This window comes from Devriesea agamarum (assembly GCF_900070355.1).
Classification (GTDB): domain Bacteria; phylum Actinomycetota; class Actinomycetes; order Actinomycetales; family Dermabacteraceae; genus Devriesea; species Devriesea agamarum.
Genome location: NZ_LN849456.1, coordinates 2,805,467 through 2,820,263, shown reverse-complemented (window position 1 = coordinate 2,820,263; position 14,797 = coordinate 2,805,467). Strand labels below are relative to the sequence as shown.

13 protein-coding genes are annotated in these 14,797 nt (G+C 60.8%); 2 read left to right on the top strand and 11 right to left on the bottom strand.

The window, feature by feature from the left end:
- Entirely contained in the window at nt 1-960 is a 960-nt protein-coding gene (locus BN1724_RS11845; RefSeq protein ID WP_231928247.1) for a carbohydrate ABC transporter permease, read from the top strand.
- A gap of 108 nt (nt 961-1,068) precedes the next feature.
- On the opposite strand, the gene BN1724_RS11840 is transcribed toward BN1724_RS11845, so the two are convergent.
- The 11 genes from BN1724_RS11840 to rpsB all read right to left on the bottom strand — a co-directional run bounded on the left by BN1724_RS11840 (nt 1,069) and on the right by rpsB (nt 12,726).
- The gene (locus tag BN1724_RS11840; protein WP_058235529.1) at nt 1,069-1,989 is read right to left on the bottom strand and encodes a GNAT family N-acetyltransferase; all 921 of its coding nucleotides are present in this window, start codon (nt 1,987-1,989) and stop codon (nt 1,069-1,071) included.
- A 25-nt stretch (nt 1,990-2,014) separates the two neighbouring features.
- Nucleotides 2,015-3,181: a flavodoxin-dependent (E)-4-hydroxy-3-methylbut-2-enyl-diphosphate synthase gene (ispG, locus tag BN1724_RS11835; protein WP_058236008.1), complete on the bottom strand. Its 1,167-nt coding sequence runs from the start codon at nt 3,179-3,181 to the stop codon at nt 2,015-2,017.
- 182 nt (nt 3,182-3,363) lie between these two features.
- Nucleotides 3,364-4,710, bottom strand: a complete 1,347-nt coding sequence (locus tag BN1724_RS11830; RefSeq protein ID WP_058235528.1) for a M50 family metallopeptidase — start codon at nt 4,708-4,710, stop codon at nt 3,364-3,366.
- Between the two features lie 4 nt (nt 4,711-4,714).
- On the bottom strand, nt 4,715-6,004 hold the full coding sequence (dxr, locus tag BN1724_RS11825) for a 1-deoxy-D-xylulose-5-phosphate reductoisomerase (RefSeq protein WP_084253032.1): 1,290 nt from the start codon (nt 6,002-6,004) through the stop codon (nt 4,715-4,717).
- 26 nt (nt 6,005-6,030) lie between these two features.
- Entirely contained in the window at nt 6,031-6,585 is a 555-nt protein-coding gene (locus BN1724_RS11820) for a DivIVA domain-containing protein (protein WP_058235527.1), read from the bottom strand.
- Nucleotides 6,586-6,621: 36 nt separating this feature from the next.
- Complete coding sequence (rlmN, locus tag BN1724_RS11815; protein WP_084253031.1) at nt 6,622-8,079, bottom strand: 23S rRNA (adenine(2503)-C(2))-methyltransferase RlmN; 1,458 nt, start codon at nt 8,077-8,079, stop codon at nt 6,622-6,624.
- Nucleotides 8,076-8,930 (bottom strand): phosphatidate cytidylyltransferase, encoded by an 855-nt coding sequence (locus BN1724_RS11810; RefSeq protein WP_058235526.1) that lies wholly within the window; start codon nt 8,928-8,930, stop codon nt 8,076-8,078. Before BN1724_RS11810 ends, rlmN begins: the two co-directional genes overlap by 4 nt.
- A 181-nt stretch (nt 8,931-9,111) precedes the next feature.
- Nucleotides 9,112-9,669: a ribosome recycling factor gene (gene frr, locus BN1724_RS11805; RefSeq protein WP_058235525.1), complete on the bottom strand. Its 558-nt coding sequence runs from the start codon at nt 9,667-9,669 to the stop codon at nt 9,112-9,114.
- Nucleotides 9,670-9,870: 201 nt separating this feature from the next.
- Nucleotides 9,871-10,629, bottom strand: a complete 759-nt coding sequence (gene pyrH, locus BN1724_RS11800) for a UMP kinase (RefSeq protein ID WP_058235524.1) — start codon at nt 10,627-10,629, stop codon at nt 9,871-9,873.
- A gap of 267 nt (nt 10,630-10,896) precedes the next feature.
- The gene (gene tsf, locus BN1724_RS11795) at nt 10,897-11,721 is read right to left on the bottom strand and encodes a translation elongation factor Ts (RefSeq protein ID WP_058235523.1); all 825 of its coding nucleotides are present in this window, start codon (nt 11,719-11,721) and stop codon (nt 10,897-10,899) included.
- Between the two features lie 69 nt (nt 11,722-11,790).
- Nucleotides 11,791-12,726 (bottom strand): 30S ribosomal protein S2, encoded by a 936-nt coding sequence (rpsB, locus tag BN1724_RS11790; RefSeq protein WP_058235522.1) that lies wholly within the window; start codon nt 12,724-12,726, stop codon nt 11,791-11,793.
- A 1,162-nt stretch (nt 12,727-13,888) separates the two neighbouring features.
- Here rpsB and BN1724_RS13120 point away from each other — a divergent pair.
- Complete coding sequence (locus BN1724_RS13120) at nt 13,889-14,536, top strand: M23 family metallopeptidase (protein ID WP_172797130.1); 648 nt, start codon at nt 13,889-13,891, stop codon at nt 14,534-14,536.
- The last annotated feature ends 261 nt before the right edge of the window (nt 14,537-14,797 follow it).

Below are 14,797 nucleotides of genomic sequence, written 5' to 3'. Positions count from 1 at the left end.
ATGACCACGGATCTCATGCCAAGACCCGCTGACAGCCAGAAGAAGGTCAAAGGGAAAAAATCCACCCGGCGTTCTCGATCCCGCTCAGTGCGTCCAATCTGGATGGAAAAACCCGGGCCTGTTCTACAGGTCCTCAAGGGCCTGGTGATCGCCTTCATCTGCGTGATCATGCTATATCCGCTGATTTACGTGATCGCCATGAGCTTCGGCACCGCCGAGAGCATTCAGTCCGGTCAGCTGTTCCCCACAGAATTCTCACTGGACGCCTACGAGTCGGTGCTCGCCGGCGGTGTCGTCACCCGAGCCCTGCTGAGTTCAGCCCTCATCACCTTGGTAGGAACCACCCTGTCGGTGTTGATGACGGCGATGCTGGCCTACGGCTTAACGCGGGTGCGAGAGGTTCCCGGAGCCAAGTTCGTCCTGGTTCTAGTGCTGCTGACCATGCTCTTTGGGGCCGGCATGATCCCCATGTACCTGCTGGTCAAAGGCCTCGGGCTACTCAACTCGATCTGGGCGATTGTGCTGCCAGGCATGATCGGCGCGTTCAACATGATCGTGATGCGCAACTTCTTCATGAATCTTCCCAACGAACTATTTGAAGCCGCCCGAGTCGACGGTGCAGGACACTTCCGCATCTTCTTCCAGATTGTGCTACCTCTGTCCAAAGCGGTCATCGCGGTGATCGCCTTGTTCTACGCGGTCGGCTACTGGAACGTCTTCTTCAACGCCATGATTTACCTCAACGACACGGAGAAGTGGCCGATCCAGGTCGTGCTGAACCAGTTCGTCGTGCAAAACTCCGACCTGAACGTTCTTCAAAACCCCGACCGACCCCCGCCACCGGCCCAGGCTGTTCAAATGGCTGTGATCGTGTTGGCTACCCTGCCGATCCTGATCATCTACCCGTTCCTCCAGCGCTACTTCACCAAGGGCGTTTTGACCGGGGCCATTAAGACCTGAGATCTCGGGAAACGAGTCACACCAGCCGCACCAGACCCGCACGGTCTGGTGCGGCTTCGTGCATTAGGCCCCGCTACGACCGGTCCGAGCCCGCCCGAGAGCCAGCGATTAAAACAAGATCGTGGCGAGCTCACCAATCTGGCGCAGACCCGCCGCGTCATACGCCCGCCGCGCAGGAAGATTGAAGTCATTCACATACAGCGTGACCCGCCGCGCATGGTCACGGCGAACCCAGTCAATCACCGCTGCTACCCCGGTCCTGGCAATATGGCGCCCCCGCAGTCGCGGCGCCACCCAGATCCCGTGCAACTGAGCGAGACCGGGAATGAGCGCGCCGACATCCGCTTTAAACGCAACCCGGTTACCGTCCATAATCACGTAGGTACGACGGGCAGCAATCAGTGAGCGAACCCGCGCCCGATACGAACGACCTCCGTCAAACTCAGTCGGATCACTCCCGACTTCTTCGCGAAACATCGCCACGGAGGCCGCCATCACCACATCGGTTTCTTCCGGACGCGCAGGTCGAAGCCGCGGATCCGGGAGAACAGACGGCGGCTGTAGCGCTTCTAGCAGAGGCTGGGACCAGCGAAACTCCCGCGGCCTATCCCAGACACTCTCAAGGTGCCCGAATAACTCCCGCACATCGGAACTGTTGCCAACCAGCGAGCTACAGTGCCGTCCCCGCGCGGCCAAGCACTCGCCGAAGGCGGCCATTGCTTCACGATCAGCGCCGACCGGCATGGCGTTAGCCCCATGCCATAGCCACGCACCAATTCCGCGCCCCGATGTGCGTGAGGCAGCTGACCGAGATGCGTACGCCAAGATGTCCCGGGCTGAGGTCATCAGCCCCGCCCCCGTCCAGACCGTGAATTCCTGACCCAGCGCTAACGAACGGCGCATATCGCGTAGCCGCGATGCAGCCAGCACCGTGGTCGCCGGGTCATAGGCCGCGATCTCTAGGGCCGGGTCAACGTCCGTCGGGCGCAGGGGACGCATCCCACGGTAACTGCGCCCGAACACGTTCATGACTCCCTATGCAGCAGGTAACCGGTCAGCGGACCACTACTTGGGGTGAGGCTCCCTCGCCACCGGCTCCTTCTCGCTCCATCTCTGCGGCAATGCGGTGGGCCTCTTCCAACAGCGTGTCGACAATCTGATCTTCCATGACGGTCTTAATGACCTCACCCTTCACGAAGATCTGACCTTTACCGTTACCGGACGCCACCCCAAGATCAGCTTCTCGTGCCTCCCCCGGACCGTTCACAACGCAGCCCATCACGGCCACTCGCAGCGGAACCTCAAGGCCTTTGAGCCCCTCCGTCACTTTCTCCGCGAGCGTGTAGACGTCAACCTGGGCGCGTCCGCATGAGGGGCAGGACACGATATCAAGCTTGCGAGGCTTGAGGTTTAAAGCCTGCAAGATCTGGTTGCCCACTTTGACTTCTTCGACCGGAGGAGCCGACAGCGAGACCCGGATGGTGTCGCCAATACCCTGAGCCAGAAGATGTCCAAATGCGACTGAGGACTTGATGGTGCCCTGGAAGGCAGGACCCGCCTCGGTCACCCCAAGGTGTAACGGCCAGTCCCCACGTTCCGCAAGCATTTCGTAGGCGCGCACCATAACCACCGGGTCGTTGTGCTTCACCGAAATCTTAAAGTCGTGGAAGTCGTGCTCTTCAAAGAGCGAAGCTTCCCACACGGCAGATTCCACGAGTGCTTCAGCGCAGACTTTCCCGTACTTGTCGAGCAGACGTTTATCGAGACTGCCGGCATTCACCCCGATGCGCAGGGACGTGCCGTGATCCTTCGCGGCCTGAGCGATCTCTTTGACCTGGTCGTCAAAGCGCCGAATATTTCCCGGGTTCACGCGCACCGCAGCGCAGCCCGCCTCGATAGCGGCAAAAACGTACTTGGGTTGGAAGTGAATATCCGCAATCACCGGAATCTGAGACTTTGCGGCAATGGCGGGCAACGCATCGGCGTCTTCTTGCCGAGGGCACGCCACGCGCACAATATCGCAACCGGCAGCGGTCAATTCCGCGATCTGCTGCAAAGTCGCGTTGATGTTGTTCGTCGGCGTCGTCGTCATGGACTGGACGCTGACCGGGGCGTCACCACCGACAAAGGTTGAACCCACCTTGATCTTGCGCGAGCGGCGCCGCGGTGCCAGAACGGGCGGGGCCTCTTTAACGGATGGGATACCGAGACTGATGGGGATACTCACCCGTCCATTATCGCCCACCGAGGCTATACCCAGCCGTCAGCCATGTCACCTCGGCGCAATGTCCGCGCGATCTCCATCAGACGTTCACGATGAGCGCGCTCCTCCAACGTGACCCCTCACACAAGCGCTCCGCTCGAGCCGACATGGATACAGAAAATGTAGGGGTACAGCAGCGACTAGCCCGATAGCGTCACTGGTCGCACGAGGTCGGCGTAGACCAGCAGTACCGACATCCCGATCAGAATCAACGCAACCACGTTGGTCAGCGGCAGCAACCGCGACATGTCCACCGGCCCCGGATCTGGCCGGCCTCGCCAGCGGGCAATCATCCGCCGTGCGCCTTCCACCAAGGCTCCCGCGACGTGTCCGCCATCCAAAGGGGGTAAGGGAATTAAGTTGAAGACAAACAGCGCCATGTTCAGCGAAGCCAGCATCGACAACAGAACCTGCGCCTTGTCAGCAAAATCAAAACCGGTAGCCTCCGTGGAGACCACTTCCCCAGCCAGACGCGATACTCCAACCACACCGACCGGACCGTTCGGATCGCGGGTGCCGCTGCCGAACGCGGCCTGTGCAATATCCACCATGCGTTGGGGCAAGGTCAGCACCAGGGCCCCGGTTTGGGTGAACGTATTCCACACCACCTGGGGCACCTCAGTGATTGGACGGGCAATCAGCTCCGGGGTCCCCGCGATCCCAAGGAAACCAACTTTTTCCGTCAATAGCTTGCCATCCGCGGCTTTCACGGGTCGCCCTGAGGAATCCATGACGGGTCGGGCATCCACCACCGGGGTGACCGATAACGTGAGCTCCTTGCCGTCTCGCTCGACCACCATCGGGACCGGAGCAGGCGGAAGAGCGCGCGCCGTGGTGGACACGTCCTGCCAGCTCGACATGGGTTTACCCGCAAGGGAAACGATTTTATCGCCCGGACGGACCCCCGCCGCGAATGCCGGAGCAGCCGGTTTCCCCTCGCAATTAGTGCCCGCAGGGGCGTCCGCTGCCACCACGCACCGGGAGACCGATGACACCTTTGTCGTGAGCGCTGGTAGCCCTAGCCCGCTCACGACCACCGTGAAGAAAATAATCGAGAGCAGCAGATTCATGCATGGTCCGCCGAGCATCACCATGAGCTTTTTCCACACCGGTAACGCCACGAAGGTGCGGTGCTGATCTTCCGGGCCATACTGCTCAGACTCAAAAGCCTTCGCGTCCTCAGACATCTGCCGGAAAAACCCGGTGGAGTCCTCGCGGATCGTATCTGGTGGATCACCCTTATGCGGCGGATACATGCCGATCATGCGAATGTATCCGCCGAGCGGGATCGCCTTCACTCCGTATTCAGTTTCTCCGCGTCGGCGCGACCATATGGTTGGCCCGAACCCGATCATGTATTGGGTGACGCGCACTCCGAACCGTTTTGCGGGAACCAGATGGCCAATCTCGTGCAAAGCAATCGATAGTCCAAGGCCCAGCGCAAGGATGACAATGCCCGCGATATACAACAGCGTCGTTCCGCTCATACCGCTAGCTGCGCCTCCCCTGTATCTGGTCCAGTCCGTAACCTGTGGACATATGCAGTGTCCGCGCGAGCGCGACCGGGTCTGATCCGGTTGCCACCGCCGTGGCAATGGCCGTCCTTGCGGTTGCCCGGGCCCACTCTTCCGCGGCGAGCACAGTATTTACGGTCAGCGGCTGCGCAGGTTCAGGAATATCGGGTCGCATAAGAACTGCTTCCACCAGATCGCAGATTCCAAGGAAGCTGAGCTGCACATTGTGGAAGGCATCGACGGCTTCCTCGTTGACGGCGTTGAGCACGGCCATACGCACCCCTGCCTGCCGATGCGCCTGACGCGCGAGGGCAACCGCTCGGAATGTGCCCTCGTCCAGTGGTTCAAACGTCCAGGTTGCAGCCTGGGTCCAATCGCAGGGCCGAGCAAGCCCCGGCAGATGATCGGGATAGCCGAGTGCCCAGCCGATAGCGTGACGCATGTCCGGCGGACTGGCGAGCGCAATCGTGGCTCCATCCACGAGTTCAACCATGGAATGGACGATGGATTGCGGATGAACCACCACGCTGACGCGATCTTCCGGCATGCCGAAAAGCCAGCACGCCTCGATCACCTCAAGCGCTTTGTTGATCAACGTTGCCGAATTGGTTGTGATGGTTCGGCCCATCGCCCAGGTCGGGTGAGCCAAAGCTTCAGCGGGAGTTACCTCGGTCAGCTCCTCGCGGGTACGCCCCCGGAACGGGCCACCGGATGCCGTGATGACCAAGCGTCCGATGGAATCTCTTGGCACTCCTGCCACACATTGGGCGATCGCGGTGTGCTCGGAGTCCACGGGTAATAGCTGTCCGTCGCCTGCTGCGGCCGTGACTAGGGCGCCCCCGGAAATCAAAGATTCTTTGTTGGCAAGGGCAAGCCTTGCCCCACTGGCGAGGGCCGCAAGCGTTGGACGCAACCCCACCGAGCCAGTCATAGCGTTCAGCACCACATCGCCGTGACCGTCCGCTGTCCCCGTCAGCGATCCAGCGAGATTCTCGACCGCATCGAGGCCGACCTCTACACGGGCCGGGCGCACCCCTAGGTCACGTGAGTGCCGCACTAACGCCTCGTGCACCGCATCCGCTGCCTGCTCAGAGCTGATTGCAACTCGTTCCACGGCGAACTGGGCAGCTTGCTGCGCTAATAACTCGGGCCGTGACCCGCTTGCGGCCAGCCCACGAACCCGGGCTAGCCCCGGATACCGAGAGATGACATCGAGGGTCTGGGTGCCGATGGACCCGGTGGATCCGAGCACCACCAGCGACCGCATAGTTTCTGTATTCCCCCTGGTCATCCTCACGGCACCGACGCCATCACATCGGCAACATGGTCTAGGTAGACGTCAACCACGGCTTCGTCATATCCGTCTGGGCCTTTACGGCGACGAAATGCTGCCCGGCGCACATCGTCAACGCTCATGGCCAGTCCCGCACCGAAGTATTCAGCGAGTTGGTCGCACAGCGTATCGACGTCGGTGCGGTCATAGGCACGCCTGCCTTCCCGGGCCGGGGCAAACCGCTGTCCCGCAGGTCGACGGAGACGTTCGGTGAGTTTTTCGGCGCGCAGTGTCAATTCCCTCACCCACGCTTCTTCACCGCCGACGGCAATTGCCTGATCACGTTGCTTTAAGGCGAAAGCATCCGCGAGCCGATCCAGTGCTTCGTCCACGATGGACATGTCGTAGCCGCCACGCTGGGTGGCAAATGTGGTGGTGATGATCGAGGCGGGATCGAAGTCGTCGGTTCCGTCCACGCCCTCATATGCGGCCCGGGCTCGGCTGAGAAATGCGTCGACTTCGGCGACGTCGTAGCCGATCCTGAACCTGGACACTAGCTCGAACGCAGTGCTCATCGTCTGTCCTCCATGGGGCCTTTAGTCGGGCCGATTCTAACCCGCCACGATCTTTTCGATCCGCTCAACTCGCGCTTCCCGGTCGGCACGGTGATCGGGGTCCTCTTCCACTTTCGCGGCCAGCTGACCGCAGGCGCCGTCGATATCGCTGCCTCTGGTATCGCGCACGGTGGTGCGGATCCCGTGGGAACGCAAGGTCTCTACGAACTCGTGCTCAACATCTGGGTCTGATGCGGTCCATTTTGAACCGGGAACGGGGTTTAGCGGAATGGGATTGACGTGAACCCAGCCGGTTCCTCCCTTGTCCACCAGGATCTTTCCGAGCAGGTCTGCCCTCCACGCCTGGTCATTAATATCCCTGATCAGCGCATATTCGATGCTCACGCGGCGTCCGGTTGCGAGAAAGTAGTCGTGTGCGGCACTGACCACTGCCCCAACGCTGTAGCGCGTATTAATCGGAACTAATTCGTTACGCAAGTCATCGTCGGGGGCGTGGAGAGACACGGCGAGCGTCACCGGTATCTGCTCGGCAATCAGCTTGCGAATGGCTGGTTCCAGGCCCACGGTGGAGACTGTCAGGTGCCGCGCCGACATTCCGAATCCCTCGGGGGATTCCGCGTTCAATCGGCGGCAGGCGGTGGCGACAGCGCGATAGTTCGCCAACGGTTCACCCATCCCCATGAAGACGATATTGGTAACCCTCCCCGGTCCGCCGGCAACCTCACCGCGGGCCAGCATACGGTTAGCTTCCCGCACCTGATCCAGAATTTCGGCGACAGACATGTTGCGGGTCAACCCTTGCTGACCCGTAGCACAGAACGGGCAGTTCATCCCGCATCCGGCCTGGGAGGAGATGCATAGGGTAACCCGTCCGGGGTACCGCATGAGAACCGATTCGACCAGGGACCCGTCGAACAGGCGCCACAGGGTTTTTACGGTCTGGCCGCGATCAGCCAGCTGAGTGGTGACGGCGGTGAGTAACCTCGGGAAGAAATGCTCGACTAAGCGTTCGCGCGCATTTTTCGGCAGGTCGGTCATCTCCTGCGGATCCACCGTGTGGTGAGTGAAGTAATGCGCGGAAAGCTGCGCGGCCCGAAAACGCGGCAACCCGAGTTTAACCACGGCTTCTTGTCGCTCGGCGAGGGTGAGGTCGGCAAGATGAGCGGGCGGTTTACCGCGGCGGGCTGGCCGCAATTGCAGTTGCCCAGCTGCGAGAGCCACAGGCTGGCCCGGAATGACTTCGCGCGATAGATCCCGTGACCTCGACGGGGCTGCCTCGCGTTCAGCAGACGGCTTCACGGGGTCCGTCGTGGGTGCGGCAGATTCAGTAGGAGCATTACCGGGAGCAGAGGTACTGTCTGCCGGAAAAGTACCGTCGACGGTGGTAGAGGTGCCGTTGACAGAGGCAGAGGTGCCGCCGGTCGGCGTACCCGGACCGTCGGCAGGTACGCAAGGGCCGTCGGCGGGCGCAGAGAAACGGGAGGGTGTGGTCATATGAGAAGCACTCCGAGCAGGAGAAAGGCGGTGGGGGCGCTGAGAAGCATGGAATCGATCCGGTCGAGAACACCACCGTGGCCCGGGAGCAGACTCCCCATGTCTTTCAGGCCGAGGTCGCGTTTAAGAAGAGACTCGCACAGATCGCCGACTGTCGCGATGACCACCATCACGGGGCCGATGATTAGACCCGCCCACCAAGGCCCGCCTAGCCCTTCAGTGACGATCACCGCGGCTGTGGTGGTTCCGCAGATCAGCGAACCGACGAAACCTTCCCAGCTCTTTTTCGGGCTGATGGTGGGCACCATGGGGTGCCTTCCCGCTAACACTCCCGCGATGTAGCCGCCGGTGTCGTTCGCCGCGGGGACCGCAATCGCGAGCAACACCCGCATTGCGCCGTCGTCCTGGGCGAAGAGCAAGAGAATGAAGCTTCCGAGAAACGGGACCCAGGCGAGGGTAAAGATCCCGGCCACCACATCCCGAACCGCTGCTAGACCCGTGGTTTCCACCACGCGCCAAATCATCACCACTGCCACCGCTACCGCCATAGCGATCACGAGTCCGGGGGCGCGCCACACCAGGGTGGATACGGCAATGCCGAGACTTCCGACCAGCACAGGGGTAAGCGGAACCCGCAGTCCCCGGCTGGAGAGCGCTCCGGTTACCTCGAGCACGCCGAGTCCCAGGGCGAGAACCACCAAGATGTAGAACAGTGGCGGCCACCAGAACAGACCGATCAGCAGGGCAGCGCCGAGCGCCACGCCGACCCCGATGGCTGCCGGTAAGTCTCGCCCCGCGCTCACTTTGCGACGCACACGTTCCGGCGGCGTCACCGCAGGCGGAGGCGGCATAGGGGCCGACTCCTCGGGCCACGCACGGTCGGCAGTGGCAGGCGGGGCGCTTCCCGTCTCGGGAGGCGGCACGCTGTCCTCAGCAGTAACCACCGGCATCGGCTTCGTAGCCGATTCTTCGGGTCCCCTGCGAGAACGGCGCCGGCCAGGTTCAGATCTCACAACGATTTAGCTCGCGGAATCAGACAGTGGCGAGCTCAGTTTCCTTGGCGGAGAACGCTACCTCGACCTGCTCGACATACTTCTTGGTCAGAGCCTCAAGTTCCTTTTCGGCGCGTGCGCCTTCATCCTCACCGATCTCGCCGTCCTTGACCAGACGCTCGATGGCTTTCTTCGCGTGCCCACGAGATCCGCGGATCGCTACGCGTCCATCCTCCGCCTTCGACTTGGCAAGCTTCACGTATTCCTTACGGCGTTCCTCGGTGAGCACCGGCAGAACAATGCGCAAAGTATCGCCATTGTTGGTGGGGTTAACGCCCAAGTCCGATTCGCGCAGAGCGGTCTCGATGACAGACATTGCAGATTTGTCGTATGGGGTCACCACGACGGTACGGGCCTCTGGTATCTGCAGGGAAGCCAACTGGTTCAGCGGGGTGGGTGCACCGTAGTAGTCCACGGTGATGCCCTGAAACATGGCCGCGTTGGCTCGTCCCGTACGGATCGCCGAGAACTCCTCCTTCGTGACCTCGACAGACTTGCCCATTTTTTCTTCGGCTTCCAGCAGGATCTCGTCGATCATCGCATCTCCTCGTTCAGTGGGGCCGCCCTGTGCGCCCCTCGCCTTTCCGGGACGCGCCCAGTTGTGTGCCTCGTCCGTGGCTATTCTCCCCCGACAGCGCGAGTTTTCCCATTCGGGGTTGCCGTTGGTTCCCTGCAGATTGTCCTGAGGGGCCAACTGGCCTGGTCTATACCGGATCGCGACCGGTGTGATGGCGGGTCATCAGCCTCCCATCACCATGGTTCCGATGCGTTCGCCGCGCATAGCCCGCGTAATGTTACCGGGGGTGTCTAAGCCGAACACCAGCATGGGCTGTGAATTATCCATGCACAGACTAAAGGCCGTGGCGTCAACCACTTTGAGACCTTCTGTGAGGGCCTGGGTGTAGGTGACGTGGTCAAGTTTGCGGGCCTGCGGGTTGGTTCGCGGATCGTCGGTGTAGACCCCGTTGACCCCGTTCTTCGCCATCAAAACTTCATGGCATCCAATTTCCAGGGCTCGCTGCACCGCCACCGTGTCGGTGGAGAAGTAAGGCATCCCGGCCCCCGCCCCGAAGACCACAACGCGACCCTTTTCGAGGTGGCGTACTGCCCTCAGCGGCAGATAGGGTTCTGCGACCTGCCCCATGGTGATCGCCGTCTGCACTCGGGTGGTGACGCCTTTTTGCTCCAGGAAATCCTGCAGCGCGAGGCAGTTCATGACTGTGCCGAGCATCCCCATGTAGTCGGCTCGACGCCGATCCATGCCGCGGGCCGATAGTTCAGCGCCGCGGAAGAAGTTTCCGCCACCCACCACGATGGCGCATTCGATACCTTCAGCTACGCCTTCGGCAATTTCCCCTGCGATTCGGGACACGACATCGGGATCAACCCCCACCTGTCCCCCGCCGAATGCTTCACCGGACAGCTTTAACAGAACCCGCCGCGAATCCTTATTTTTTGTGAGAACCGGGATCTGGGAGGTGAGGGATGAGGTGGTCATAGTCTTCCTTTCCTGGAGCCCGGTGCAGCATCCCTCCCCGCACAGCTCGCAGCGAAGCGGGACCGACGTGAGGGTAGGACGAGGACACCTAGACGTGGCCGAGTCACCAGCGATAATACAGCGAAGACCCCGCTCCCTCAGGGGGAACGGGGTCTTCACACCGGAGTGAGGCTTACCCCACTTTCACGCATATCTGGATAAACGAGGCCGATCGTTGATCGACCGTTTCGCCGTCGTGAAATCCGCTACATAGATTCCGGATAGGTGTCAGTTGCCGACGCGGAACCGAACAAAGCCGGTCACCTTGCCGCCGGTTGCCTCCACGATCTTGCCGACGCTCTGCTTCGGGTCCTTCGCGAATGCCTGATCCAGCAGGCAGTTCTCCTTGAAGAATCCGTTCAGACGACCCTCGACGATGCGGGGCAGCGCCTGCTCGGGCTTGCCCTCGTTCTTCGCGGTCTCTTCAGCGATGCGACGCTCGTTCTCAACGGTCTCCGCCGGGACGTCTTCGCGCGACAGGTACAGCGGGGAGTATGCCGCGATGTGCATGGCAATATCGCGGGCTACGTCTGCTGCAGCCTTGTCGGTTGCGACCAGAACGCCGACCTGCGGGGGCAGGTCCTTGTTGGTGCGGTGCATGTAGTTCTCGACATGCTCGCCGCTGACGCGTCCGATGCGGCGCACCACGATCTTCTCACCCATGGTGGCGCCGGCGGTGGTCAGAGCTTCACCAAACGGGGTCTGCGACAGGTCAGCCGGTTCGTTTGCCCCGGACTCAACCGCGGCGGCCACGGCTTCGTCTCCGAGTGCCACGAACTTGTCGTTCTTGGCCACGAAGTCGGTTTCGCAGTTGATTTCCACCAGGGTTCCGACCTGGCCGTCCTCGCCTTCACGGATATCGGCCGCGATCAGGCCTTCGGAGGCGCTACGGCCTTCGCGCTTGGCGATGCCTTTCAGACCCTTGACGCGGATCAGCTCAACAGCCTTCTCCTTGTCGCCAGCGGCCTCGTCGAGCGCCTTCTTGACGTCGAGCATGCCCGCGCCAGTCTTCTCGCGGATTTCCTTAATGTCTGCTGCGGTGTAATTCGCCATGATCTCTCTTCCACTCAACAGATGCCATCCGGCTACGGATGCCATCCGAATAAGGAGCTGTTAGGAGCGTCAGTTCTGCTCGGTGGTCTGCGCCGCGGACTCCTCGACAGCCGGCTGCTCATCAGCGGCTTCCGTGGCCTTCTCGGCAGGGGTCTCGGTGTTCTCAGCAGCGGCCTCAGCCTTGTCGGCAGAGTCCTTGGAGGTTTCCGCCTCAGCCTGCTGCACCTCGGACTGCTTCAAGAGCTCCTGCTCCCACTCGGCGAGCGGTTCCGCATCAACCGCTGACACGTTCTTCTCACCAGCGGGCTTGTTCTCGTACCGAGCCTTAAGGCCCGCGGCAACCGCGTCGGCGATAACCCGGGTCAGCAGGGTCACGGAGCGAATGGCGTCGTCGTTGCCCGGAATCGGGTAGGACACTTCGTCTGGGTCGCAGTTGGTGTCGAGAATGGCGACCACCGGGATACCCAGCTTCTTCGCTTCGTCAACCGCCAGGTGCTCCTTCTTGGTGTCCACGATCCAGACAGCGCTGGGGGTACGGGACATGTCGCGGATGCCGCCGAGGGTCTTCTCCAGCTTCTCCTTCTCGCGGCGCATCATCAGCAGTTCTTTCTTGGTGCGCCCGGAGGAGGCGACATCCTCGAAGTCGATCTGCTCGAGCTCCTTGAGGCGGTTCACGCGCGAGGAGACGGTCTGCAGGTTGGTGAGCATGCCACCGAGCCAGCGCTGGTTGACGTACGGCATACCCACGCGGGTGGCCTGCTCCTGAATGGACTCCTGAGCCTGCTTCTTGGTGCCAACGAACAGGATGGTGCCACCGTGAGCAACGGTCTGCTTCACGAAGTCGTAGGCCTGGTCAATGTAGGTCAACGACTGCATGAGGTCGATGATGTAAATGCCATTGCGCTCAGTGAAAATGAAACGCTTCATCTTCGGGTTCCAGCGACGGGTCTGGTGTCCGAAGTGCACGCCGCTCTCAAGGAGCTGGCGCATCGTGACGACTGCCATGATGAGTCCTCTTTCTGTGGTCCAAGCTCGTGAAACCGCCTCGCAAGGCCGCCTCAGTCATGGCCGGACCGATATATCGGTTCGTTCTTCGGGCCGGTTGACCCAAAGCCTGGCGCCCGGTTGTCGTTCCGCCCAGCGATACTCGGGCGCCAGGCGCAAGCATGACAGCCTGCTAGCGTCAGATCGCATAGGACCGAAGGAACGACGCCCTGCGTGGGCGCGCGAAGTCATCCGGACACTTCCGGATGCACGGCTACCCTACCTGATCTCAGGGATACCTGCGAGGGCTATAGCGCGCTGGTGTGGGAAATGTGTCCTGGTCGATGGTGGGGGACGGGGCCGGGCCATTGCCTGCCGTGCTGTATACATTGCCTGCTGCACTGTAGGGGCATGTACATGTAGGGGCATGCGCGGTATCCGACCGGACGAGGTGTGCCGGAGTATGGCAGGTATCTCTCCGATAGTCCGGCAGCCAGCTAAACCGATACCTGGCCGGAAGGGTAGTCCAACCGTCGGTCGGGGACGTTATCACCACAACCGCGTCGGCAGAGTTATCACCAGCACGAGGTATCCCCTGGCGCGCTGTCCAGCGTCAGATGAGCATGAGCTGATGCGACACCATATGCCCTCTATCTCGCGTCTATACGCTGCGGCTTCCATGCCAACTGCACCTCGGGATGAACCCCGCACAGGTCGATGCATCCCTCACACAAGTCGGCGTTCTTCTCATTTAGGTCGATATATTGCGCTGTTCCTTGTCATCATCGGCGTGGTGATACTAGGGCCTACCGATCACGCGTCCGGCGGCCGGATTAACGCAAGCGACGACATGGACCATGTACTCGGCGCCATGAGTCAGGGACTCAACGGCATTGATCGCTTATCCGGCAGCTATAGGAGTGCCGAGGGGTTTAAGCGAAGCACGGATGATGGGCTGACCTCGGTGGAGAGTTTTTATCCGCATGTGAACCCTTCCACTTGGCACAACGGCCTGCCTTATAGGGACGTGGCCTTCGCCGGTAGCTCTTCTCTATCCGCCCGCCCCGCAGCCTTGGCTAGAGCCACTCCTGCAGATCGCAAACCATTTGATAGAAGCTCCCCTGCTGTGGCTTTTCCCTTTGGACGCGCCTCCCGTTACGCCAAGCCTCGATGGCATTGGCCCGTGGACCCTCCCCGACGCATTATCCGCAGGTTCGACGCACCAGACCATGTTTATGCTGCTGGACATCGTGGTGTGGATATTGAAGGTCACGGTCTCGCCGTGAAAGCGGTGGAAAATGGCACTGTGCGCTTTGCCGGTCAAGTAGCAGGTCGACGGGTCATCAGCATCATGCACCGCGACGGTCTGATCTCGACATATGAACCTGTGTCGGCCTCGGTAATTCCAGGTCAAGTCGTGTCCGCGGGCGAGCAGATCGGCACCCTCGGACCAGAAGCTGGACCCGCCCGCTGCCCGGACGGATGGTGTCTGCACCTCGGTGCGCGCATTGGGGAGAAGACCTACATCGACCCACTTACGCTTCTTGCGGCATTACAACCCAGCGTGCTCTTACCTCTAGAAGGGCACGCCCCTATTCCCGTTCCTCCTGGAGGTATAGACCGTGGGTACGACAGCTCCCAAGACTTATTTAATCTGGGCTTCGGCTACGGGTACAACCTCCCTCATTGGAGTGACCGGTTAGCGGACCGCCCATTGAACCAACCTGAGAGCGTGCCAACCAATAACGCCAGCTCAACATCCCCGACCGTCAAGATCACGCGAAAAGGAGTGGTGACGGGCAGATATGTTATTGCCGAGATGCTCGATTGATTATACGGGTCAATTCATTGGTTTCTGCAGGCAGAATCAAATATTACGTAACTAGGCGATAAGACTCAACCGAGGGGATGCCGTAGGTAATCAATTTTTTCATGATGACCCGGGAGAACCAGCCAACCTAAAAAATATAATCCTTACCCGATATGAACAACCTCGCAATCTCCTCATCATTGTCAAAATTGACGCCTTTAAAGTAGACAATCACAACACAATTTGCGGTATGGATCAACACCCCACCTGTCGAGGTCTGGC

Coding starts and splice junctions, on each gene's coding strand:
- dxr (WP_084253032.1), bottom strand. CDS start 6,004: ATGCGGTCGCTGGTGGTGCTCGGATCCACCGGGTCCATCGGCACCCAG.
- BN1724_RS11845 (WP_231928247.1), top strand. CDS start 1: ATGACCACGGATCTCATGCCAAGACCCGCTGACAGCCAGAAGAAGGTC.
- BN1724_RS11820 (WP_058235527.1), bottom strand. CDS start 6,585: ATGAGCACTGCGTTCGAGCTAGTGTCCAGGTTCAGGATCGGCTACGAC.
- frr (WP_058235525.1), bottom strand. CDS start 9,669: ATGATCGACGAGATCCTGCTGGAAGCCGAAGAAAAAATGGGCAAGTCT.
- rlmN (WP_084253031.1), bottom strand. CDS start 8,079: ATGACCACACCCTCCCGTTTCTCTGCGCCCGCCGACGGCCCTTGCGTA.
- BN1724_RS11840 (WP_058235529.1), bottom strand. CDS start 1,989: ATGAACGTGTTCGGGCGCAGTTACCGTGGGATGCGTCCCCTGCGCCCG.
- BN1724_RS11810 (WP_058235526.1), bottom strand. CDS start 8,930: ATGCCGCCTCCGCCTGCGGTGACGCCGCCGGAACGTGTGCGTCGCAAA.
- rpsB (WP_058235522.1), bottom strand. CDS start 12,726: ATGGCAGTCGTCACGATGCGCCAGCTCCTTGAGAGCGGCGTGCACTTC.
- BN1724_RS11830 (WP_058235528.1), bottom strand. CDS start 4,710: ATGAGCGGAACGACGCTGTTGTATATCGCGGGCATTGTCATCCTTGCG.
- tsf (WP_058235523.1), bottom strand. CDS start 11,721: ATGGCGAATTACACCGCAGCAGACATTAAGGAAATCCGCGAGAAGACT.
- pyrH (WP_058235524.1), bottom strand. CDS start 10,629: ATGACCACCTCATCCCTCACCTCCCAGATCCCGGTTCTCACAAAAAAT.